The organism is Mycobacterium sp. SMC-13 (assembly GCF_045311035.1).
Classification (GTDB): Bacteria; Actinomycetota; Actinomycetes; order Mycobacteriales; family Mycobacteriaceae; genus Mycobacterium.
In genome coordinates this window covers 1-17,489 of the sequence record NZ_JBJIAI010000022.1, presented here as the reverse complement: position 1 = coordinate 17,489, position 17,489 = coordinate 1, and the positions used below count along the sequence as shown (strand labels likewise).

Genomic DNA, 17,489 nt, shown 5'->3' with positions numbered 1-17,489 from the left:
GCCTAGGCGTCCATCCGGTCCGCGAGACCAACTGCACGGCGATATTCCGCGGCAATCTCCGCCATCCAGTTGGTCTCGGAAACACCGTCAGGTCAACGAACGCCGCCCTCCCCCGTGCTACGCCACCAGTTCCACCAGCGTCGCGTTGGCGGTGCCGCCGCCCTCGCACATGGTCTGCAGGCCGTAGCGAATTCCGTTGTCCCGCATGTGGTTGATCATGCGAGTCATCAGCACCGCGCCGGACGCGCCGAGCGGGTGCCCCAGCGCGATCGCGCCACCGAGGGGATTGAGCGCCGCCTCGTCGGCGCCGGTGTCGGCGAGCCAGGCCAGCGGTACCGGGGCGAACGCCTCGTTCACCTCGAAGACACCGATGTCGCCGATCTTCACACCGGTCTTGCGCAGCACCTTTTCGGTGGCCGGGATCGGGCCCGTCAGCATCAGGACCGGGTCGGCGCCCGTCACCGCACCGCCGACATACCGCACCAGCGGGGTGAGGCCGAGCTGCAGCGCGTTCTCCAGCGTCATCACCAAAAGTGCTGCCGCACCATCGGAAATCTGCGAGGAGTTGCCGGCGTGGATCACGCCGTCCTCCTGGAATGCCGGCTTGAGGCCACCCAGCTTCTCGACCGTCGTCCCGCGCCGGATGCCCTCGTCCTCGTGCACCACACCACCGTCCTCGGTGAACACCGGAACGATCTGCGTGACGAACGCGCCCGAATCCTGTGCAGCCGCGGCGAGTTCGTGCGACCGCGCCGAGTACTCGTCCAGCCGGGCCCTCGACAGACCCCACTTCTGCGCGATCATCTCCGCCGAGATGCCCTGGTTGAAACCGAAACCGTCATACCGGGCAAGCGCTTTCGGCCCGTACGGCTCGCCGGTCTGGCGGGCCGCACCGAGCGGCACCCGGCTCATCACCTCGACACCGCCGGCCACCACGACGTCCTGCTGACCGGACATCACCGCCTGGACCGCGAAATCCAGTGCCTGCTGCGACGATCCGCAGGCCCGGTTGACCGTCGTGCCCGGGATCGACTCGGGCCAGCCGGCCGCGAGCACCGACCAGCGGGCGATATTGCTCGACTGGTCGCCGACCTGCGAGACACAGCCCCACACCACGTCGTCGACGAGTTCGGGGGCCACTCCGGACCGCTCCATCAGTTCGTTCAACACCACGGCCGACAGGTCGGCGGCATGCTGGCCGGCCAGTCCCCCGTTGCGCTTGCCGACGGCGGTCCGCACGGCCTCGACAATGACGACTTCACGCATGGTCGCTCCCTGATCCATAGACATCGCCGATGGCACCGGCGGCCCGCAGGCCGGCGATATCTTCAGCGCGGTAACCCAATTCGCCGAGTATCACATCTGTGTGCTCGCCCAGTCCGGGGATTGCCCCCATGTTCAGCTCCAGGCCGCTGATCACCGGCGGCGGCAACAACGCCTCGATGGGGCCATTCGGGGTGCTGACCTGACGCCACCGGTCGCGGGACTTGAGGTGCGGATGTGCGATCACCTCACTGGGCAGGTTGTACCGCGAATTGCCGATGCCGGCGGCGTCGGCGATCCGCTGGATATCCTCGAGATCGCGCTCAGCGCACCAGGATCCGATGGCGGCGTGAAGCTCGTCGCGGTGCGCGCAGCGGTCCGAATTACTCGCGAATCGAGGGTCCGAGGCGAGGTCGGGCCGCTCGATGATCTCCCGGGCCAGGCGCTGCCATTCCCTGTCGTTGGTCGTCCCGAGAACGACGGTCTGTCCGTCGCGCGTAGCGAACGCGCCATATGGTGCCACGGCAGGCGATGCCATCCCGAGTGGCTGCTGGTTCACGCCCGAGTGCTGGGTGTAGGTCAGCGGGTAACCCATGATGTCGGTCATCGTGTCGAACAGGCTCACCGCGACCGACGGCGCCGCACCGACAGAGACACCACGGGCGCGGCCCAACAGCAGCGCCATGATGGACAGCGCCGAGTACAGGCCGGTGGAGATATCGGCGACGGGCGGACCCGGCTTGGCCGGCATGCCCGGGAAGCCGGTGGCCGCACATGACCCGGATTCCGCCTGCACCAACAGGTCGTACGCACGTTTCTGGGAAAGGGGTCCGCCCGGCCCGTAGCCATCGATCTCGACGGGAATCACCTGCGGGTGCCGCCTGCCGAGGTCCTCCGGTGACAACCCCAGTCGCGCGGTGGCGCCCGGCGCCAGGTTGGAGACGAACGCGTCGGCCCGGTCGAGCAACTGGTGCAGCACCGCAATGCCCTTGTCGGACTTGAGGTTCAGGCTGATCGACTGCTTGCCCCGGTTGGCCCACACGAAATGCGCCGCCTGGCCGAGCACCACGTCGTCGTAGTCGCGGGCGAAGTCGCCGCCTCGGGGATTCTCGACCTTGATCACGCGGGCGCCGAAGTCGGCCAGCACGCGCGTACACATCGGCGCGGACACCGCCTGCTCCATCGCGACGACGGTGATCCCGGCCAGCGGCAGCGACTGCGCTTCGGTCACGCCCCTCACATAACCATGTCGCCGCCGGTCGGCGCGCTGCGACCCCGTTCAGGAGTCCGACGCACAGGTCACGTCGACGTAGACGTTGTTGATCATGCGGGTGTCCGCGCGCTGGGTCGGGTCCGCGAGATTCGGCAACCCGTGCACGCCCGTCACCGTGCAGGCGGACAGCGGAGCGCTCGGGGCCCCGTCGACCTGCACGTTGTAACCCTCGCTGCGCAGCGTGGAGACGACGTCGGCGCCGTTGTTGCCGGACGCACTGGCGGCCTGCGCCGGGCCGGCGGCGGTCAAGGTGGCAGCGGCCAGCGCCGCGGCGGCGGTGGCGAAGAAAGCGATCTTGCTGATCATGTCGATGTCCCTTCACGGTGGTTTCTGACGTCGTCCAGACTCGAATCGGCCGACAAGGGTTCCCCGGAGGAACGATGAAGATTCGTTAAAGAACGCGGCGCTGACCTGGTCATCCGGTCGACCGCACCACCGCGCGGGTGCACTATGAGCAGGTGAACGGCACTGAACCGACGCCGAGCCTGCGCGCGCTGGTCGTCGACGACGAGGCGGCGCTGGCCGATGTCGTGGCCAGCTACCTCAAGCGCGAACAGTTCGAGGTACGAGTCGCGGCCGACGGCCCGTCGGCTCTTGTCGCCGCCCGCGAACTCGACCCCGACGTCGTGGTCCTCGACATCGGACTGCCGGGCCTCGACGGCATCGAGGTATGCCGACAGCTTCGGGTGTTCTCCGACGCGTACGTCGTGATGCTGACGGCCCGCGACACTGAGATCGACACCATCGTGGGGCTGTCGGTCGGCGCCGATGACTACGTCACCAAACCGTTCAGTCCCCGCGAGGTCGTGGCCCGGATTCGGGCCATGTTGCGGCGGCCCCGCCGTGCCCCCGAATCCGTCCCCGAGACGGGGACACCGCCACGCGTGTTCGGGGAGCTGCACATCGACACCGACAGCCGACAGACTCTGCTCGGCGGCGCCCCGATCATGCTGACCCGCACCGAGTTCGACGTACTGGCCGCGCTGTCGTCGCGCCCGCGGCAGGTATGGACGCGACATCAACTGCTGGAAGCCGTGTGGGGCGAATCGTGGTTCGGCAACGACAACGTCGTCGACGTCCACGTCGGCCATCTGCGTCGCAAGCTCGGCGACAACTCGGCCGAGCCGCGCTACGTCACGACGGTCCGCGGCGTCGGGTACCGGATGGGAGAAGGCTGATGGCCCAGAACCATCCGCGCAGCAAGCACGGCATTCGGAGTCGCCTGCTGGTCACCAACGCGGTCGTCGTCATCGCGGCCATCGCCACCACGACGACCGTCGCCCTCATCATCGGCCCGCCGATGTTCCGCAAGGTGATGCAGGACGTCCTCGTCCCGGGGCGCACCGGTCCGCATCCCTATGAGCACGCCTTCCGGCAGGCGACCGCCGTCTCGGTGGGAATGTCGCTCGCGGTGGCCGCCACGACCGCGCTGGCACTGAGCTGGTACCTGAGTCGGCGGATGCACCGGTCGACGGCCGAACTCGCCGCCGCCGCCACCGCGGTCGCCGACGGGAACTACGACATCCGCGTCTCACCACCCCACCTGGGCACCGAATTCGACGCCATCGCAGACGCTTTCAACACCATGGCCGAGCAGCTCGGCTCCGTCGAAACCACCCGGCGTCAGCTGCTGGCCGACCTGGCGCACGAGCTTCGCACACCCGTCTCCGTCATCAACGCGTATCTCGAGTCGATCGAAGACGGCATCCATCCCCTCGACGCGACCACGATCGGCGTGCTGCGCGACCAGACGCGTCGTCTCGCCAGGCTCAGCTCCGACGTACGGGCGCTGTCCGACGCCGAACGCGACATGGCGCTCGTAGACAGGCAATCCGTCGCACCCGCAACGCTGATCGGTGCGGCCGTCGACGCCTTCGCCGCGCCGTACCGCGCGAAAGGCGTTGCGCTGACATCGGATATCGATCCCGGACTGCCCGATCTGTGGGCCGACCCGCAACGCCTCGACCAGGTGCTGGCCAACCTGCTGACGAACGCACTGCGGCACACCGATACCGGCGGCACGGTGCAGGTGACGGCCACGCACGCCGGCGGTTCGGTGCAGATCCGGGTATCGGACGACGGTGACGGCATCGCCGCCGAACATCTGCCGCGGTTGTTCGAGCGGTTCTACCGCGCCGACTCGGCACGCGACCGCGCACACGGCGGTTCCGGCATCGGGCTGGCGATCGCGAAGGCCCTCGTCGACGCCCACCACGGCCGGATCACCGCGACCAGTGCCGGTCTCGGCACGGGCGCGACGTTCACCGTGGAATTACCCAGCCGCGCAACGGCGCTCGCGGGGTCACGCGAGTCCTGACCAATCGCGCCTGCGTGAACGTCTAGCGCGGCCAGTTCGGGTTCGGCGGATAGCCCGGATCGGGATTGCCGGACGGCGGGTAGCCCGGATACCCCGGCGGTGGGTAGCCGGGATAACCCTGTTGCGGCGGCGCGGGATACGACGGTCCGCCGCTCTGCCCGCCCCGGCGGCGCAGCATCACAACAATGAACACGACGAGGCACGCCACCCCGAGCGCGACGAAGACGACGATGGGCCACGACCAGCCGCTGGGCGGCGCGCTCACCCAGATCCGGCTCGCTCCGGGACACCGCACGGTCACCGGCCCGCGGTCGAGCGGCAACTCCCCGACGGCCCGGTAGTACTTGCCCCGGGGGATCAGGAAAATCCGCTTGCCACCGAATCGCTTCTCGTCGTGCGCCCCGGTGAACGGCTCCAACGGCTCGGTCTGGCCGCGAGATGTCGTTGCCGTGCAACGAATGTTCGACTGCGATCGGTCGAGATACACGACGTGGACACGCTCGGTGGGCGTCACCACGTCGCCCGATCGGATCAGTTCGGCCGGGTCGTCCTTGGCACCAAGGAAGATCACGACCGCCAGCGCCAACATCCCGAACCCGAACAGCGTCCCGATCACTCTGCCGATCGGGCTCTTTCCCCCGCTACGCCCCATGGCCCGATTCTCACACGGACTCGCCCACCGATCGCACCGCATCGTCGCTGGTTGTGGTTCGGCGTTCGGCGATGGCGGCGAGCCGCAGCGTGCACTCCCGGTTGCGCGGCATGACCGCCGCCAGGGCCACCTTGTCCGGTATCCAACGCATCGGTAGTCCAACCGGCACCTCGGCCATCTCGATGAGGCAGCCGCCGGTCGGCGTATCGGACAACCGAAGGAAGATGCGCGCCCGGCCGAAGACGCCGGCACTGGCGAGCAACACCAGCTCCTCCAGTGGGCGGCAGTCCTCTACTTCAGTGACGTCGTTGACGAGGAACGGCCACACCCCGATCGAGTGCTGGATGCGGCTGCCGACGGCGGGCCAGCCGGCGTCGACGGCGCGCATCCGACTGTTGCCCACCACCCACTGGGAGTACGTCCAGCCGTCGGCGATGACGTTCCAGACCTCCTGGCGGGTCGCGGTGCTGTGCCGCCGCACGGCCAGGCCGCTGTCAAGCACGTTGTCAGCCATGCGATTTCCTTTCAGAGCCTGAAGACCCGTTTCGCTGTGCCGCCGACGAAGCCACTGTCGTTATGGCCCTACGAACGGACGGCGAAGTAGGCGAGGAAGACGATCAGTGCCGTTGCCAGTAGAAGCCAGACGACCACGCCGACCTTGATGGTGTGCTCCGTCTCGTCGTCGGGTTGAGGCGATCCTTGGGGCGCGACGCCCCATTCACCCACCGCAGACGGGTTCGACGGGACGACGGCATTCGGGGTCCGGGCGTCGTCGGGTGCGGAAAATGGATCGTGGCTCATGGGGCGGATTTACCCGTGGGACCCCGTTGACAAACAGGAGTGCACGACCGGGCGCCGGACAGCGGCGTAGTCGCCCATGTCCGGCGCCCGGAACCAGTGTCGGGATTCCGCGTCAGACCCGACCCGCCCGCCGGTTCTGCTTCTCGGCGTCGGCAAGCACCTCGACCTGCTCAGCCTGCTCGCGCTTGGCTGCCGCGGCAGCGCGCTTGTCGCGGACATCCTCGAGTGCGGCTTCGGCCGCAGCCGCCGCCTTCTCTTCGGCTTTGTTGATCCGTTGCAGCCGTTGCCGTTCAGCGGCTTCGACGGCTTCCTTCTTCCGATCGGCCTCGGCCCGGCTAGCCTTGGCGGCCTCGGCAATGCGCTTGTCGGCCGCTTCCGCCGCCTGCCGCTTACGCTGCTGCGCGCGCTCCCGGGCATCGGACACCGCGTCCTGCTTGGCGGCCACGGCTTCGTCGCGGTCGTCCGCGACCTCTGCCAGCGAGTCCTCCAGCTGTGCGCCCGCCTCTTTACGCCGTTGGGCCGCATCCATGCTCCGCACCACCGCTTCGGCACGGACCTCGCTTCGCCGGGCCAGGGCCGCACCCCGCCTGCGCAACGTGGAATCGCCGAGCACTCCGCCGACGGCAGCATCGAGCCCGCCAAGTGACCGCTCATAGATCAGCCGAGCGGGTGCTTCGGCGTCCAAGCGGGTGATCCATCGATCCTCGATGAACTGCAGCGGAAACCGGGCCAGGCGGTATTGCATTCGCAAAACCTGTAACGGCAATTCGGTGATGCTCACGATATCTCCTTGTTTGTCAATGTCTTTCAGGGCAGGTTGGTTCGGTCGGTGAGGGTCTCGGCGCGTTCGCGAAGGCGACGGGCCTCGGCTTGCTCTTCGTCCGCCGCTTTCTGCGCGGCGCGGTGTTCGGCGAGCGCGTCACCCGCCTCCCGGCCGGCTGCCGCGGTCTCGACCGTTTCCCGGATCTCCGCCTGCCGTTCCTCGCGCTGCTCCTCGACGCTCGCGCGAACCTGCTCTTCGGCAGCGCGATGACGCGCCGTCTGCGCTGTCTGCTGAACCTGGGACACCTGCTGATCCCGTGCTGCCTGCTCTGCGGCCTCGGTGCCGGACCGCACCACCCCTCGGGCACCAGCTGCCTGATGGTGCGCCGAAGACAACAGACCGGTGGCGGAGTCGGCCTCGGCGTCCGCGACGGCCTCGATGGCGTTGGCCTCTTTGCGGGCCCGCGCCTGGGCCTGCTCCAGTTGCCCTTCCGCGGTCAATGAATCGTTGCCGGTCACTGCGCCGGCGATCTCTTTTGCTTTGCCTTTGATCGAATCGATCAGGCCTTTACGTGCCTCATCAGCTTTCTCATGTTCGCCCATGACCTGTGCCATGCTCGTTTTGTGCGTTCTTCAAACACCGTTCCGGCGAGTCAGGGTCGCCTCTGGCGCGCGAACAGCGCGCTGAACAGGCACGGACCATCGATCGAGGCTCGCGATCGGGCACGTGTGATTTGAATCAACCCGGGCATTCCGGCGAGCGGCGGCGACGGCATCACCGGAGAGCGTTACTCGTGTCCCGGTCCCATGCCCGGTGCAGCCCGAGTGCCGCTGTCAGGCGCGCGATGAAGTCCTTGTCGACATCCTCGCCGAGCTCGACTCCCGGAGCCTTCAGCGGGAGCTTCGCCGCTTTGAGTACCGCGTCGCCATCACCCCACGCCGCGAGAACTTTGAAGTGCCGGAAGGTTTCCTGCAACAGAACGACCAGCCTGGCGTCGCGCAGTGGTTTTGTCCCCGCGGCGACGACGAGGGCGTCGACTTCGATCGAACGGACCGTGGCCAGAGTTCGGTCCACGGTCACCTGGCGACGGCCGGCCTTCAACACCCCGCCGGTCGGGGCGATGACCAAGGCGGCCGCGCCCGCGGCGGTCGCGGCCTTCACGAGTTTGGCCACGCCCGCGAGGTCTGAACCCGCATCGGCGAGAATGCCGATCTTCCGGCCGACGATCGGTCCTGGTTCCGTTGTCACCTGCGCCAACGCCGGTGACAACGGAACATCCTCGGCGGGACGGCCTTTCGGTGCCGGCAGCCCGAGCGCAGCCGCGACCTTTTCGCAGAGCGCGGAATCGACGTTGGCGAGCACCTGCAGTTCGCGTTCTTTGATGCCTTGTTCGTAGACCTTGCCCAATTCGAAAATGAAGGCGTCGGCGAGGTGTGACTGTTCCACCGCACTCAAACTGCGATAGAAGAGGGTCGCCTGGCTGAAGTGGTCGTCGAAGGAGGCCGGCTGTGCACGGACCGCTTCTCCCTCGATCCGTCGCGGAAAGTGGACGTAGGCACCATCTTTCGCTTCTGCTGGGCGAGGCTCGTCACCGTCGATGCTGTTCGGGCGATACGGCGCCAGGCCGGTGTGGATCGCCGTCTGATGCATCCCGTCGCGCAACATGTCGTTGACCGGGCAATGGGGCCGGTTGATGGGCAGCTGGGTGAAGTTCGGGCCACCCAGGCGCGTGAGCTGGGTGTCGACGTAGGAGAACAGGCGGGCCTGCAGCAGTGGGTCATTGGTGGGCTCGATGCCGGGCACCAGATTACCGACGTGAAAAGCGACCTGTTCGGTCTCTGCGAAGTAGTTCGTGGGGTTGCGGTTGAGCGTGAGCTTGCCGACCAGTTGGACCGGCGCCAGTTCTTCCGGCACGAGTTTGGTCGGATCCAGCAGGTCGATGCTCTCGAACGTGTCGGTGCCGTCATCGGGCAGAATCTGCAGTCCCAGTTCGTATTCGAAGAAGGCGCCCGCTTCGATCCCGTCGGCCAGATCACGGCGGTGGAAGTCCGGGTCCACACCGGCGGCGATCTGCGCTTCCTCCCACACCAGGGAATGCACGCCGGCGGCCGGCTTCCAGTGAAACTTGGCCAGGCTGGTCTTGCCGGCCGCGTTCGTCAGCCGGAAGGTATGTACGCCAAAGCCTTCCATGGTGCGGAACGAGCGCGGAATGCCGCGATCGCTCATGTTCCAGAAGACGTGGTGGGTGGTCTCGGTGTGCAGGGAGACGAAGTCCCAGAACGTATCGTGTGCCGACTGTGCTTGGGGGATTTCGCGATCCGGGTGCGGTTTGGCCGCGTGCACGACATCGGGAAACTTGATGCCGTCCTGGATGAAGAAGACCGGGATGTTGTTGCCCACCAGATCGAATGTGCCTTCGTCGGTGTAGAACTTGACCGCAAAGCCGCGGGTATCACGCACCGTGTCGGCAGAACCGCGCGATCCCAGCACAGTGGAGAAGCGCACGAAGACGTCGGTGGTCGTCCCCTTGCGTCCCAGGAACGCTGCTCTCGTGAACGACGAAGCGGTGCCGTACGACTCGAAGACCCCGTGCGCCGCAGCGCCGCGGGCATGCACCACGCGCTCGGGTATGCGCTCGTGGTCGAAGTGGGTGATCTTCTCGCGAAGATGGAAGTCCTCCAACAGCGACGGGCCGCGGGGACCTGCCTTCAAGGAATGGTCGGTGTCGGTCAGGCGCAGTCCCTGACTCGTCGTCAGGAACTGCCCCGACTGGGCGCGCGCCGGTTCGTCGCCCTGCGTTCCCGCAGGGCCGACACCGGCGGGGGCGGACTGGTCACGCTTGCGGCGAGGGGGCATGGGTGTCTCCTGACGGAACGAGAAACGCTACAACCAAGCGCACGGGACTGCCCCGAGCCTCAGAACCCCATACCCAAACCCGCTGCGATGCAAACTTCTTCGTTGCGCGTCGCCCTTACACCGGATTCTCGTGCGCCACAGCGCGGTAGCTGCGTGCCCCTGCTCGATCCACGGCCGCTCTGACAAGGCCGAAGACCAGGCCCTGCACACCCGCGGCCAACAACGCCTGGCTGCCCGAGCGGTTCAGATCCTTGGGGTCTGGAGGTCCCTCGCCCGAGTCGTCGATCCGCTCCCACAGCACACTGAAGACCTTGCCGGCCACCAGGCCGCCCACCACGCTGAACGCAGCCGACAGCGGCAGATACAGCGACTTCGATAACTTGCTCATCGTTCTCCTTGGCATATCTGACGGCCCCCGACTGATCCGAGCCGTGGCTGAGAGTTACCCCGAGTGCGGCCACGTCAATCGCCACACGTCTCGGCGGCAGCCCAACGCCAAAGGCGTGGAGGCGTCAGGACACTCGCCGAGATCGCACGATGGGCCGGAACGAATCGGCATCGGCGGCCGCCCAGTCGAAGGCCCAGCTTTCCGGCGCCTGCTCGATGAGTTCACCGGGCGCCAACCATTCGTAGAGTTCCGCGTACGAGACCTGCTGGGTGGCCGAGACTTTCTTGCGCAGCAGATGCGGCGACAGCATTGCCGGATCGGCGATCCCCATCGAGCCCATGATTTTCATTGCCTGCTCGACAGTGGCCTTCTGGTAGCGATACACGCGGGCGCTCTTGTCGTCGACGTCCAGAGCTCGCGCCCGTCGCGGGTCCTGAGTGGCGACCCCGACCGGGCAGTGATTGGTGTGACAACGCTGCGATTGGATACATCCGATCGCCATCATCATGGCGCGCGCAGCGTTGGTGTAGTCGGCGCCCTGAATGAGCCGTTTGATGATGTCATTGCCCGCGGCTACCTTGCCGCTGGCGCCGATGCGGATGACGTCGCGCAGACCGGTACCGACCAGTGCGTTGTGCACCGTCATCAATCCATCGGTGAGCGGAAGCCCGACGTGGTCCTCGTATTCCAGTGGCGCAGCGGCCGTTCCGCCCTCGGCACCGTCGACGATGATGAAGTCGGGAGTCACCCCCTCGGCGCGCATCGCTTTGCAGATCGCCAAGAAGTCCACTCGAGAACCCACGCACAGTTTGAATCCCACCGGCTTGCCGCCGCACAGTTCGCGGAGCCGACCCACGAACTGCACCAGCTCGCGTGGCGTCGAAAACGCCGAGTGCGCAGCGGGACTCACACACTTCTCCCCCGCGGGCACCCCACGATATTCGGCGATCTCCTTGCTCACCTTCGACGCGGGCAGCACACCGCCCACGCCCGGTTTGGCACCCTGGCTCAGCTTGAGCGAGACGCATTTGACCGCATCGTGTGCGGCCTTGTCGGCGAACTGGTCAGGGTCGAAGTGTCCGTCGGCGGTGCGCGCGCCGAAATACCCGGACCCGATCTCCCACACCACATCCGCGCCCCCGAGATGGTAGGGCGTCAAACCGCCTTCGCCCGTATCGTGCGCGAAGCCGCCCCGTTGCGCCCCGGCATTCAGGGCCTTCAACGCGTTGGCCGAGAGCGCCCCAAAACTCATCGACGACACGTTCAGCAGTGCCATGTCATAGGGCTGGGTGCAGTCCGGGCCTCCGATACGAACCCGGTAGGGCTGCGGCGGGGGCTCGACCGGCGCGGTCGAGTGCACCAGGTACTCGTACCCGGCCTCGTCGACATCGCGTTCCGAGCCGTACGACAGTTCGGCCGCGGTCCCCTTGGCCCGCTCGTAGATCAGTGAGCGGATGTCGCGGTCGAACGGTCGGCCGTCAAAGTTGCGTTCGATGAAGTACTGCTGCAGTTCCGGACGCACCGCCTCCAGCAGGTACCGGATGTGCCCGATCACCGGGTAGTTGCGCAGCACCGAATGACGTCGCTGGGTCACATCGAAAACGCCGACGGCGGCCAGCCCACCTACTGCCACCGCGGCAATCCACCACACCCAACCACCGAACAGCCCAGTCACGGCAAGGCCTGCCGCAACGGCGACCAACGCCGCGACGATTCCGAACCGAATCACATCAACCTTCTTCTTCACTTGGCGATCCACTGTCGGCCTCATACCCCAGAATCAGCCGTTTCAGGCGCCGCTTGCCTGTGGATCCGGTGCGACAAGCCGCGCGGTGTGCCGACGGCATCGCCGGCAGAGGCGTTCGTCCGGGTGGACGGGACATTCCTGACCGCGTCGGCCGTCGAGGTGCAAGACAGTCGGCCGACCCCTATGCGGCCGCCATGACCTGGCAATGTCGGAAATGGTTGTGAATCAAATATGAATTTGACAAGGCGCTCTTTATGCGTCACGTATGAGCATCTCGACACGCATTCGATCCTGGCTAGAATCGAATTCTAAGATAAAAGCAGATAATCCGTCGTGAATTCTGGAAGGGAATTGAATTGTGGGCGTCGGTATGACCAAGAGCCTCGTGGTTGCATCTGTGGCGATCGCATTGAGTTTGGGCTCGTCGGCGTCGGCGCTGGCCGCGCCCGAGGTACGGGCATCGGCCCAGGCCACGATCGCCGATCTGGAAGCGCGAGGACTTCGACCGATACTCAACAAGATCGGCAACGCACCTATCGAGCAATGCACCGTTATCGCGGTGCGCAAGGGCACCGCTGTCAAGCACTCCTGGATACAGCGAGGCCCAACCGGGAACGTCGGCAATCTCGTTCGGTACAAGACTGCGTACGTGGATCTCGACTGCAAACAATGAAAGATGGCGGCAGAGTATTTGAACCGCAATTTGCAGGTTGATAGTTGAATCAACGGTCAATTATTCGGCGTGAGGCCCGGGTGCGATCTCCTGTCCGCCAACACTGGATGTTTTCAGAGCCGTGGCCGATGCCCCAGAGACCGGTGGACAAACAGCTATTGCGCCATTCCGACGACCAGGTGACACAACCAACGAGAGTTTTCGGATCGCTCAGTCGTCGGCGAGTATGAGCGAGACCATGGTGTCGAGTCGGGCGAGCAGCGACTGGCAGGTCAACCGCGTCGTTTGGACTTGAAGCAGCGCTCCCCAGAACATCGTTTGGAGGGCCGCAACGACTTCCGGCCAGGCCCCACTGCCCGCCGTGGCGGCTATCCGCCGGTGCAACTCTTCACCGATCCGGATCCGAATATCGAGTACCGTACCGTCGTCGCTCAGTAGGGACCTGTTGCACGCCAACGCAAGGTCAGGCTGGTCCGCGCAGAGCAGAGTGATCATCCGCAACTGTTCACCAACACGGCGGCGTGGGGGCATCGTCGGATCAACCGTCAGCGGCAGGCGCCTCATTCGATCGAGGTAGAGCCCCGCGAACACTGCATCGACCGATGGGAAGTGGGCACACAGCGTTGACTGAGTTATCCCGGCCCGGCGGGCAAGTTCGGGCGCTGTGGGCAACTTCCTCGCGTGGGGCACCTCATCGAGCAATGCTGTGGCCGCACCGAACACCCGTCGCTGCATCATCGCATGTCGGCGATCCGGATCATGCCAGTATCCGTCATGCAGCATCGATGTGCTGGACATATGTCCAGTTTATCCGAGAGACGCATGCGGCGCAATCCTGCGGTTAATTTCGCTGATAGACAGGCAATACCCCCACGTCTCGATAGACAACGCACGGCGCCCACGGCCAAAAGCCGCCCACCTAGTCTGGCGATACTGGACACTTGTCCAGTATATTTCCACGGGTCAATGACAGGTCGGCGGAAGGTGCAACCGTGGCGTACGTGATCACGCAGAACTGCTGCAAGGATGCGAGCTGCGTCGCCGCGTGCCCGGTGGACTGCATCCGCCCGGTCCACCGATCGGGCGGCGCCGACACGGCAGAGATGCTCTACATCGACCCAGAAAGCTGCATCGACTGCGGCGCCTGCTTCGACGAATGTCCCGTCGATGCCATCTATTACGAGGAGGACCTGCCGCCACACTTGGCCCGGTTCAAAGAGCTGAACGCCGAATACTTCGAACGCAATCCGTTGCGGGCCGAGAACAGTCCCGAGGTTGCGCGTCGGATGCCGGTGCCGGCCGGCTCGTTGCGTGTGGCGGTGGTTGGTTCTGGCCCGGCGGCTTGCTACGCGGCCGCAGAGCTGATCGCCACCGACGGCGTGGAAGTTGATCTGTTCGAGCGGCTTCCGACGCCGTTCGGGTTGATTCGCGCCGGGGTGGCACCGGATCACCAGCGAACCAAATCGGTGGTTCGGATGTTCAACGCGACCTTCGGCCGCCAGCAATTGCGCTGTCATTTCAATGTCGAAGTCGGCCGCGATATTTCACACGATGAGCTGGTGGCCGCTCACCACGCCGTCATCTATGCGGTGGGAGCGTCCGACAGCCGTGCACTCGGGCTGCCCCAGGAGGCACTACCAGGTAGCTACCCGGCTGCAGATTTCGTCGGCTGGTACAACGGCCATCCCGATCACACGGCTCATGACTTCGATCTGACCGGTGGTCGCGCAGTAATCGTCGGCAACGGGAATGTCGCGCTGGATGTCGCGCGGGTGCTCCTGATGGATCAGACCGCACTGACCAACACCGACATTGCCGAGCATGCTTTGAAAGCCCTGCGAGACAGCGGTATTGAAGAAGTCGTGATCCTGGGTCGGCGTGGGCTCGCCAATGCCGCCTTCTCAGTCAGCGAGTTTCTGGCGCTCGGGCATCTGCCGGGTGTGGACGTGGTCATCGAAGGTGACGCCATGGAGGACAGTGCGGCGAGCGACTTTGAGTCGTCGTACAAGATTGCGGTCGCACGCGAGTACGCAGGACGTGCCCGTACTCCAGGACATAAGCGCATCATATTCCGGTTCGGCGCAACTCCACTGGAAGTAACTGGCTCCGAACGCGTTACCGCACTGCGACTCGAAGACGGAGACGTTCTGGAGACGTCACTGTTGTTGAGGTCCATCGGGTATCGGGGTAAGCCCATCGCAGGCTTGCCGTTCGATGCGGAACGCGGCATCGTGCCCAACAAAGCGGGCAGAGTACACGACGACGCGCAGTCACCGGTTCCGGGAGTGTATGTCGCGGGGTGGATCAAGCGCGGCCCGCGTGGCGTCATCGGCAGCAACCGGACGTGCGCTGCGGAGACAGTAGCGGCGCTTTGGGAGGATTTCAACGCGGGCAAGCTGAAACAGGAAGTGCCCCAGCGGGATGCGTTGCTGGACCTGCTGATGGAACGTGGTGTCGACCGGCTGAGTTGGGCCGGCTGGCAGTCCATTGACGCCACCGAACTCGAGCGGGGACAGGCCGCAGGACGACCTCGATCGAAACTCGTCTCGCTGCATGAGATGGTCGCCGCAGCACAGTCCTGCGAGTGACCGCCGACTGATGCCGACGATGCGGTACGACGCGGGTGAAGTCCAGAACACACAGTCGAGCTTCGGTTGCCGTCGTTGCAGAATCTAGACGATCAAACTATAGTCTGGACAGGTGTCCAGATTCTGTCGCCCGACGGCGCGGATCAAATCGATGGTGGACTGATATGCGCATCGCCCTGCTGTCCTACCGCAGCAAGACCCACTGTGGTGGCCAAGGCGTCTACGTCCGCCACCTCAGCCGCGGCTTGGTCGAAGCCGGCCACGAAGTCGAGGTGTTTTCAGGCCAGCCTTACCCCGAAGGACTGGACCCGCGAGTACGGCTCACCAAGGTCCCGAGCCTTGACCTGTATCGCGAGCCTGATCCTTTCCGCGTGCCACACATCCGAGAAATCCGTGACCTCGTCGACGTGCTCGAGGTGCTGACCATGTGGACTGCGGGGTTCCCGGAGCCACGCACGTTTTGTATGCGCGTTGCGCGCCTGCTTCGCGCTCGCCGTGACGAGTTCGACGTGGTGCACGACAACCAGAGCCTGGGTTCGGCGCTGCTCGCTGTGCAGGCAGTCGGTTTACCAGTGGTCGCGACAGTCCACCATCCGATCACCCGGGATCGGATGGTCGACGTAGCTGCTGCCCAATGGTGGCGAAAGCCACTGGTGCGCAGGTGGTATGGCTTCGTCCAGATGCAGAAGCGGGTGGCCTGCAAGATTCCTGAACTGCTGACGGTGTCGACGGCGTCCGCAGCTGACATCGCGGCCGATTTCGGGGTGCAGCCCAGCCGGATACACGTCGTGCCGCTCGGTGTGGACACAGAACTGTTCCGCCCGCGGACGACCAGGCTGCGCGGGCGGATCATCGCCATTGCCAGTGCAGACGTGCCGCTCAAGGGAGTCAGCCATTTGTTGCACGCCGTGGCTCGGTTGCGCGCGGATCACGAACTCGACGTGCAGTTGGTGTCCAAGCTCGACCCCAACGGGCCCACCGAGAAACTGATCGCCGAACTCGGCATCTCGGACATCGTGACGATCTCCAGCGGGCTCGCCGATGAGGAACTCGCCACGTTGCTGGCATCTGCGGAAATCGCCTGCATTCCTTCGCTTTACGAAGGTTTCTCCCTGCCTGCGGTGGAGGCCATGGCCAGCGGAACGCCCATCGTGGCAAGCCGCGCCGGAGCGCTGCCCGAGGTGTTGGGCGCCGATGATGACTGCGCCCGGTTGGTGACGCCCGGCGACGTCGGCGAGCTGACCGCAGTGCTCGGCGAACTGCTCGGTTCGCCCGCGGAACTGGCCCGGCTCGGTACGAACGGACGACGTCGGGCCGAGGCTGTCTTCAGTTGGGAATCGGTTGCCGAGCAGACTGTTTCGGTATACGAGAGGGCAATATGCTGACCGTAGATTTTGACCGCCTGAAGATCGGCGCTGGGACAACCGTCATCGATGTCGGTTGCGGCGCAGGCCGGCACTCATTCGAGGCGTACCGTCGAGGCGCCGACGTGGTGGCGTTCGACCAGGACGGCGAGGAGCTCAACAACGTCGACGCCATCCTGCAGGCGATGGCCGACCAAGGAGAGGCCCCGCCCGGAGCAAAAGCCGAAGTCGTAAAGGGTGACGCCCTCGAATTGCCCTACCGAGACGGCGAATTCGACTGCGTTATCGCCTCGGAGATCCTCGAGCACGTACCCGAGGACGATCGAGCCATCGGTGAGTTGGTTCGAGTGCTCAAACCCGGCGGCCTGCTCGCCATCACAGTGCCGCGCTGGATGCCCGAAAAGATCTGCTGGCTGCTGTCCGACGCGTATCACGCCAATGAAGGTGGACACATCCGGATCTACCGGGCCGACGAGCTGTTGAAAAAAGTCGAGGTCCATGGCATGCGGTTTCAGCATCAGCACCATGCACACGCCCTACACTCACCATTCTGGTGGCTCAAATGTGCTGTGGGAGTCGATAAACCGGATCATCCGGCTGTAGCGGCGTATCACAAGTTGCTGGTATGGGACATGATGTCCAAGCCGTGGCTGACTCGCGTGGCGGAGGATGCGCTGAACCCGCTGATCGGCAAGAGCATCGCACTGTATTTTCAGAAGCCGGCGGCCTAGTGTCCTGCGCCGGGAATTCGTTGAAGATATGAACCGAGTCGTTCGAAGATCTCGTCGGCGGTCTTGGTCCAGT

General features: G+C 65.2%; 18 protein-coding genes. 6 read left to right on the top strand and 12 right to left on the bottom strand.

Annotated elements, in window-relative coordinates:
• Window positions 1-117 precede the first annotated feature (117 nt).
• From ACJH6I_RS25025 to ACJH6I_RS25015, 3 genes are read right to left on the bottom strand one after another with little or no spacing between them, the layout of a single operon-like run.
• Window positions 118-1,266 (bottom strand): thiolase family protein, encoded by a 1,149-nt coding sequence (locus ACJH6I_RS25025; RefSeq protein ID WP_318985604.1) that lies wholly within the window; start codon window positions 1,264-1,266, stop codon window positions 118-120.
• Window positions 1,259-2,494: a CaiB/BaiF CoA-transferase family protein gene (locus tag ACJH6I_RS25020; protein WP_318985605.1), complete on the bottom strand. Its 1,236-nt coding sequence runs from the start codon at window positions 2,492-2,494 to the stop codon at window positions 1,259-1,261. Before ACJH6I_RS25020 ends, ACJH6I_RS25025 begins: the two co-directional genes overlap by 8 nt.
• 48 nt (window positions 2,495-2,542) lie before the next feature.
• The gene (locus ACJH6I_RS25015; RefSeq protein WP_318985606.1) at window positions 2,543-2,842 is read right to left on the bottom strand and encodes a hypothetical protein; all 300 of its coding nucleotides are present in this window, start codon (window positions 2,840-2,842) and stop codon (window positions 2,543-2,545) included.
• 137 nt (window positions 2,843-2,979) lie between these two features.
• Between ACJH6I_RS25015 and ACJH6I_RS25010 the strand changes: the two genes are divergently transcribed.
• Complete coding sequence (locus ACJH6I_RS25010; RefSeq protein ID WP_061003466.1) at window positions 2,980-3,714, top strand: response regulator transcription factor; 735 nt, start codon at window positions 2,980-2,982, stop codon at window positions 3,712-3,714.
• Window positions 3,714-4,853 carry an ATP-binding protein gene (locus ACJH6I_RS25005; protein ID WP_318985607.1) on the top strand — a complete coding sequence of 380 codons (1,140 nt, stop codon included), beginning with the start codon at window positions 3,714-3,716 and terminating at the stop codon, window positions 4,851-4,853. The genes ACJH6I_RS25010 and ACJH6I_RS25005 overlap by 1 nt, the downstream gene beginning before the upstream one ends.
• A gap of 22 nt (window positions 4,854-4,875) precedes the next feature.
• On the opposite strand, the gene ACJH6I_RS25000 is transcribed toward ACJH6I_RS25005, so the two are convergent.
• The 8 genes from ACJH6I_RS25000 to ACJH6I_RS24965 all read right to left on the bottom strand — a co-directional run bounded on the left by ACJH6I_RS25000 (window position 4,876) and on the right by ACJH6I_RS24965 (window position 12,042).
• Window positions 4,876-5,505, bottom strand: a complete 630-nt coding sequence (locus ACJH6I_RS25000) for a hypothetical protein (protein ID WP_318985608.1) — start codon at window positions 5,503-5,505, stop codon at window positions 4,876-4,878.
• 10 nt (window positions 5,506-5,515) lie between these two features.
• Window positions 5,516-6,019, bottom strand: coding sequence for an SRPBCC family protein (locus tag ACJH6I_RS24995; protein ID WP_318985609.1), 504 nt, complete (start codon window positions 6,017-6,019; stop codon window positions 5,516-5,518).
• A gap of 68 nt (window positions 6,020-6,087) precedes the next feature.
• Window positions 6,088-6,306, bottom strand: a complete 219-nt coding sequence (locus tag ACJH6I_RS24990; RefSeq protein WP_318985610.1) for a hypothetical protein — start codon at window positions 6,304-6,306, stop codon at window positions 6,088-6,090.
• A 112-nt stretch (window positions 6,307-6,418) separates the two neighbouring features.
• Entirely contained in the window at window positions 6,419-7,087 is a 669-nt protein-coding gene (locus tag ACJH6I_RS24985; protein ID WP_318985611.1) for an IF2 family translation initiation factor, read from the bottom strand.
• Between the two features lie 26 nt (window positions 7,088-7,113).
• The gene (locus tag ACJH6I_RS24980; protein ID WP_318985612.1) at window positions 7,114-7,683 is read right to left on the bottom strand and encodes a CsbD family protein; all 570 of its coding nucleotides are present in this window, start codon (window positions 7,681-7,683) and stop codon (window positions 7,114-7,116) included.
• A gap of 160 nt (window positions 7,684-7,843) precedes the next feature.
• Window positions 7,844-9,925, bottom strand: coding sequence for a catalase (locus tag ACJH6I_RS24975; RefSeq protein ID WP_406775574.1), 2,082 nt, complete (start codon window positions 9,923-9,925; stop codon window positions 7,844-7,846).
• 115 nt (window positions 9,926-10,040) lie between these two features.
• Window positions 10,041-10,313 (bottom strand): DUF4235 domain-containing protein, encoded by a 273-nt coding sequence (locus tag ACJH6I_RS24970; protein ID WP_318985614.1) that lies wholly within the window; start codon window positions 10,311-10,313, stop codon window positions 10,041-10,043.
• A gap of 124 nt (window positions 10,314-10,437) precedes the next feature.
• Entirely contained in the window at window positions 10,438-12,042 is a 1,605-nt protein-coding gene (locus ACJH6I_RS24965; protein WP_406784724.1) for an FMN-binding glutamate synthase family protein, read from the bottom strand.
• Between the two features lie 388 nt (window positions 12,043-12,430).
• On the opposite strand from ACJH6I_RS24965, the gene ACJH6I_RS24960 reads away from it, so the two are divergent.
• Window positions 12,431-12,733 carry a hypothetical protein gene (locus tag ACJH6I_RS24960; protein ID WP_346415380.1) on the top strand — a complete coding sequence of 101 codons (303 nt, stop codon included), beginning with the start codon at window positions 12,431-12,433 and terminating at the stop codon, window positions 12,731-12,733.
• Window positions 12,734-12,943: 210 nt separating this feature from the next.
• On the opposite strand, the gene ACJH6I_RS24955 is transcribed toward ACJH6I_RS24960, so the two are convergent.
• A complete protein-coding gene (locus tag ACJH6I_RS24955; RefSeq protein WP_318985616.1) occupies window positions 12,944-13,531 on the bottom strand; it encodes a TetR/AcrR family transcriptional regulator in 588 nt (195 codons plus the stop codon).
• Window positions 13,532-13,725: 194 nt separating this feature from the next.
• Here ACJH6I_RS24955 and ACJH6I_RS24950 point away from each other — a divergent pair, with 194 nt between their 5' ends.
• The 3 genes from ACJH6I_RS24950 (at window position 13,726) to ACJH6I_RS24940 (ending at window position 17,416) form a co-directional block, all read left to right on the top strand.
• Window positions 13,726-15,321 carry an FAD-dependent oxidoreductase gene (locus ACJH6I_RS24950; protein WP_318985617.1) on the top strand — a complete coding sequence of 532 codons (1,596 nt, stop codon included), beginning with the start codon at window positions 13,726-13,728 and terminating at the stop codon, window positions 15,319-15,321.
• A 164-nt stretch (window positions 15,322-15,485) separates the two neighbouring features.
• Complete coding sequence (locus ACJH6I_RS24945; RefSeq protein WP_318985678.1) at window positions 15,486-16,706, top strand: glycosyltransferase family 4 protein; 1,221 nt, start codon at window positions 15,486-15,488, stop codon at window positions 16,704-16,706.
• Window positions 16,700-17,416, top strand: coding sequence for a class I SAM-dependent methyltransferase (locus ACJH6I_RS24940; RefSeq protein ID WP_318985618.1), 717 nt, complete (start codon window positions 16,700-16,702; stop codon window positions 17,414-17,416). Before ACJH6I_RS24945 ends, ACJH6I_RS24940 begins: the two co-directional genes overlap by 7 nt.
• The last annotated feature ends 73 nt before the right edge of the window (window positions 17,417-17,489 follow it).

Excerpts from the sequence above, each read along its gene's own strand:
- ACJH6I_RS25025 (WP_318985604.1), bottom strand. The coding sequence starts at position 1,266 with ATGCGTGAAGTCGTCATTGTCGAGGCCGTGCGGACCGCCGTCGGCAAG.
- ACJH6I_RS25015 (WP_318985606.1), bottom strand. The coding sequence starts at position 2,842 with ATGATCAGCAAGATCGCTTTCTTCGCCACCGCCGCCGCGGCGCTGGCC.
- ACJH6I_RS25005 (WP_318985607.1), top strand. The coding sequence starts at position 3,714 with ATGGCCCAGAACCATCCGCGCAGCAAGCACGGCATTCGGAGTCGCCTG.
- ACJH6I_RS25000 (WP_318985608.1), bottom strand. The coding sequence starts at position 5,505 with ATGGGGCGTAGCGGGGGAAAGAGCCCGATCGGCAGAGTGATCGGGACG.
- ACJH6I_RS24995 (WP_318985609.1), bottom strand. The coding sequence starts at position 6,019 with ATGGCTGACAACGTGCTTGACAGCGGCCTGGCCGTGCGGCGGCACAGC.
- ACJH6I_RS24990 (WP_318985610.1), bottom strand. The coding sequence starts at position 6,306 with ATGAGCCACGATCCATTTTCCGCACCCGACGACGCCCGGACCCCGAAT.
- ACJH6I_RS24980 (WP_318985612.1), bottom strand. The coding sequence starts at position 7,683 with ATGGCACAGGTCATGGGCGAACATGAGAAAGCTGATGAGGCACGTAAA.
- ACJH6I_RS24975 (WP_406775574.1), bottom strand. The coding sequence starts at position 9,925 with ATGCCCCCTCGCCGCAAGCGTGACCAGTCCGCCCCCGCCGGTGTCGGC.
- ACJH6I_RS24970 (WP_318985614.1), bottom strand. The coding sequence starts at position 10,313 with ATGAGCAAGTTATCGAAGTCGCTGTATCTGCCGCTGTCGGCTGCGTTC.
- ACJH6I_RS24960 (WP_346415380.1), top strand. The coding sequence starts at position 12,431 with ATGACCAAGAGCCTCGTGGTTGCATCTGTGGCGATCGCATTGAGTTTG.
- ACJH6I_RS24955 (WP_318985616.1), bottom strand. The coding sequence starts at position 13,531 with ATGTCCAGCACATCGATGCTGCATGACGGATACTGGCATGATCCGGAT.
- ACJH6I_RS24945 (WP_318985678.1), top strand. The coding sequence starts at position 15,486 with ATGCGCATCGCCCTGCTGTCCTACCGCAGCAAGACCCACTGTGGTGGC.
- ACJH6I_RS24940 (WP_318985618.1), top strand. The coding sequence starts at position 16,700 with ATGCTGACCGTAGATTTTGACCGCCTGAAGATCGGCGCTGGGACAACC.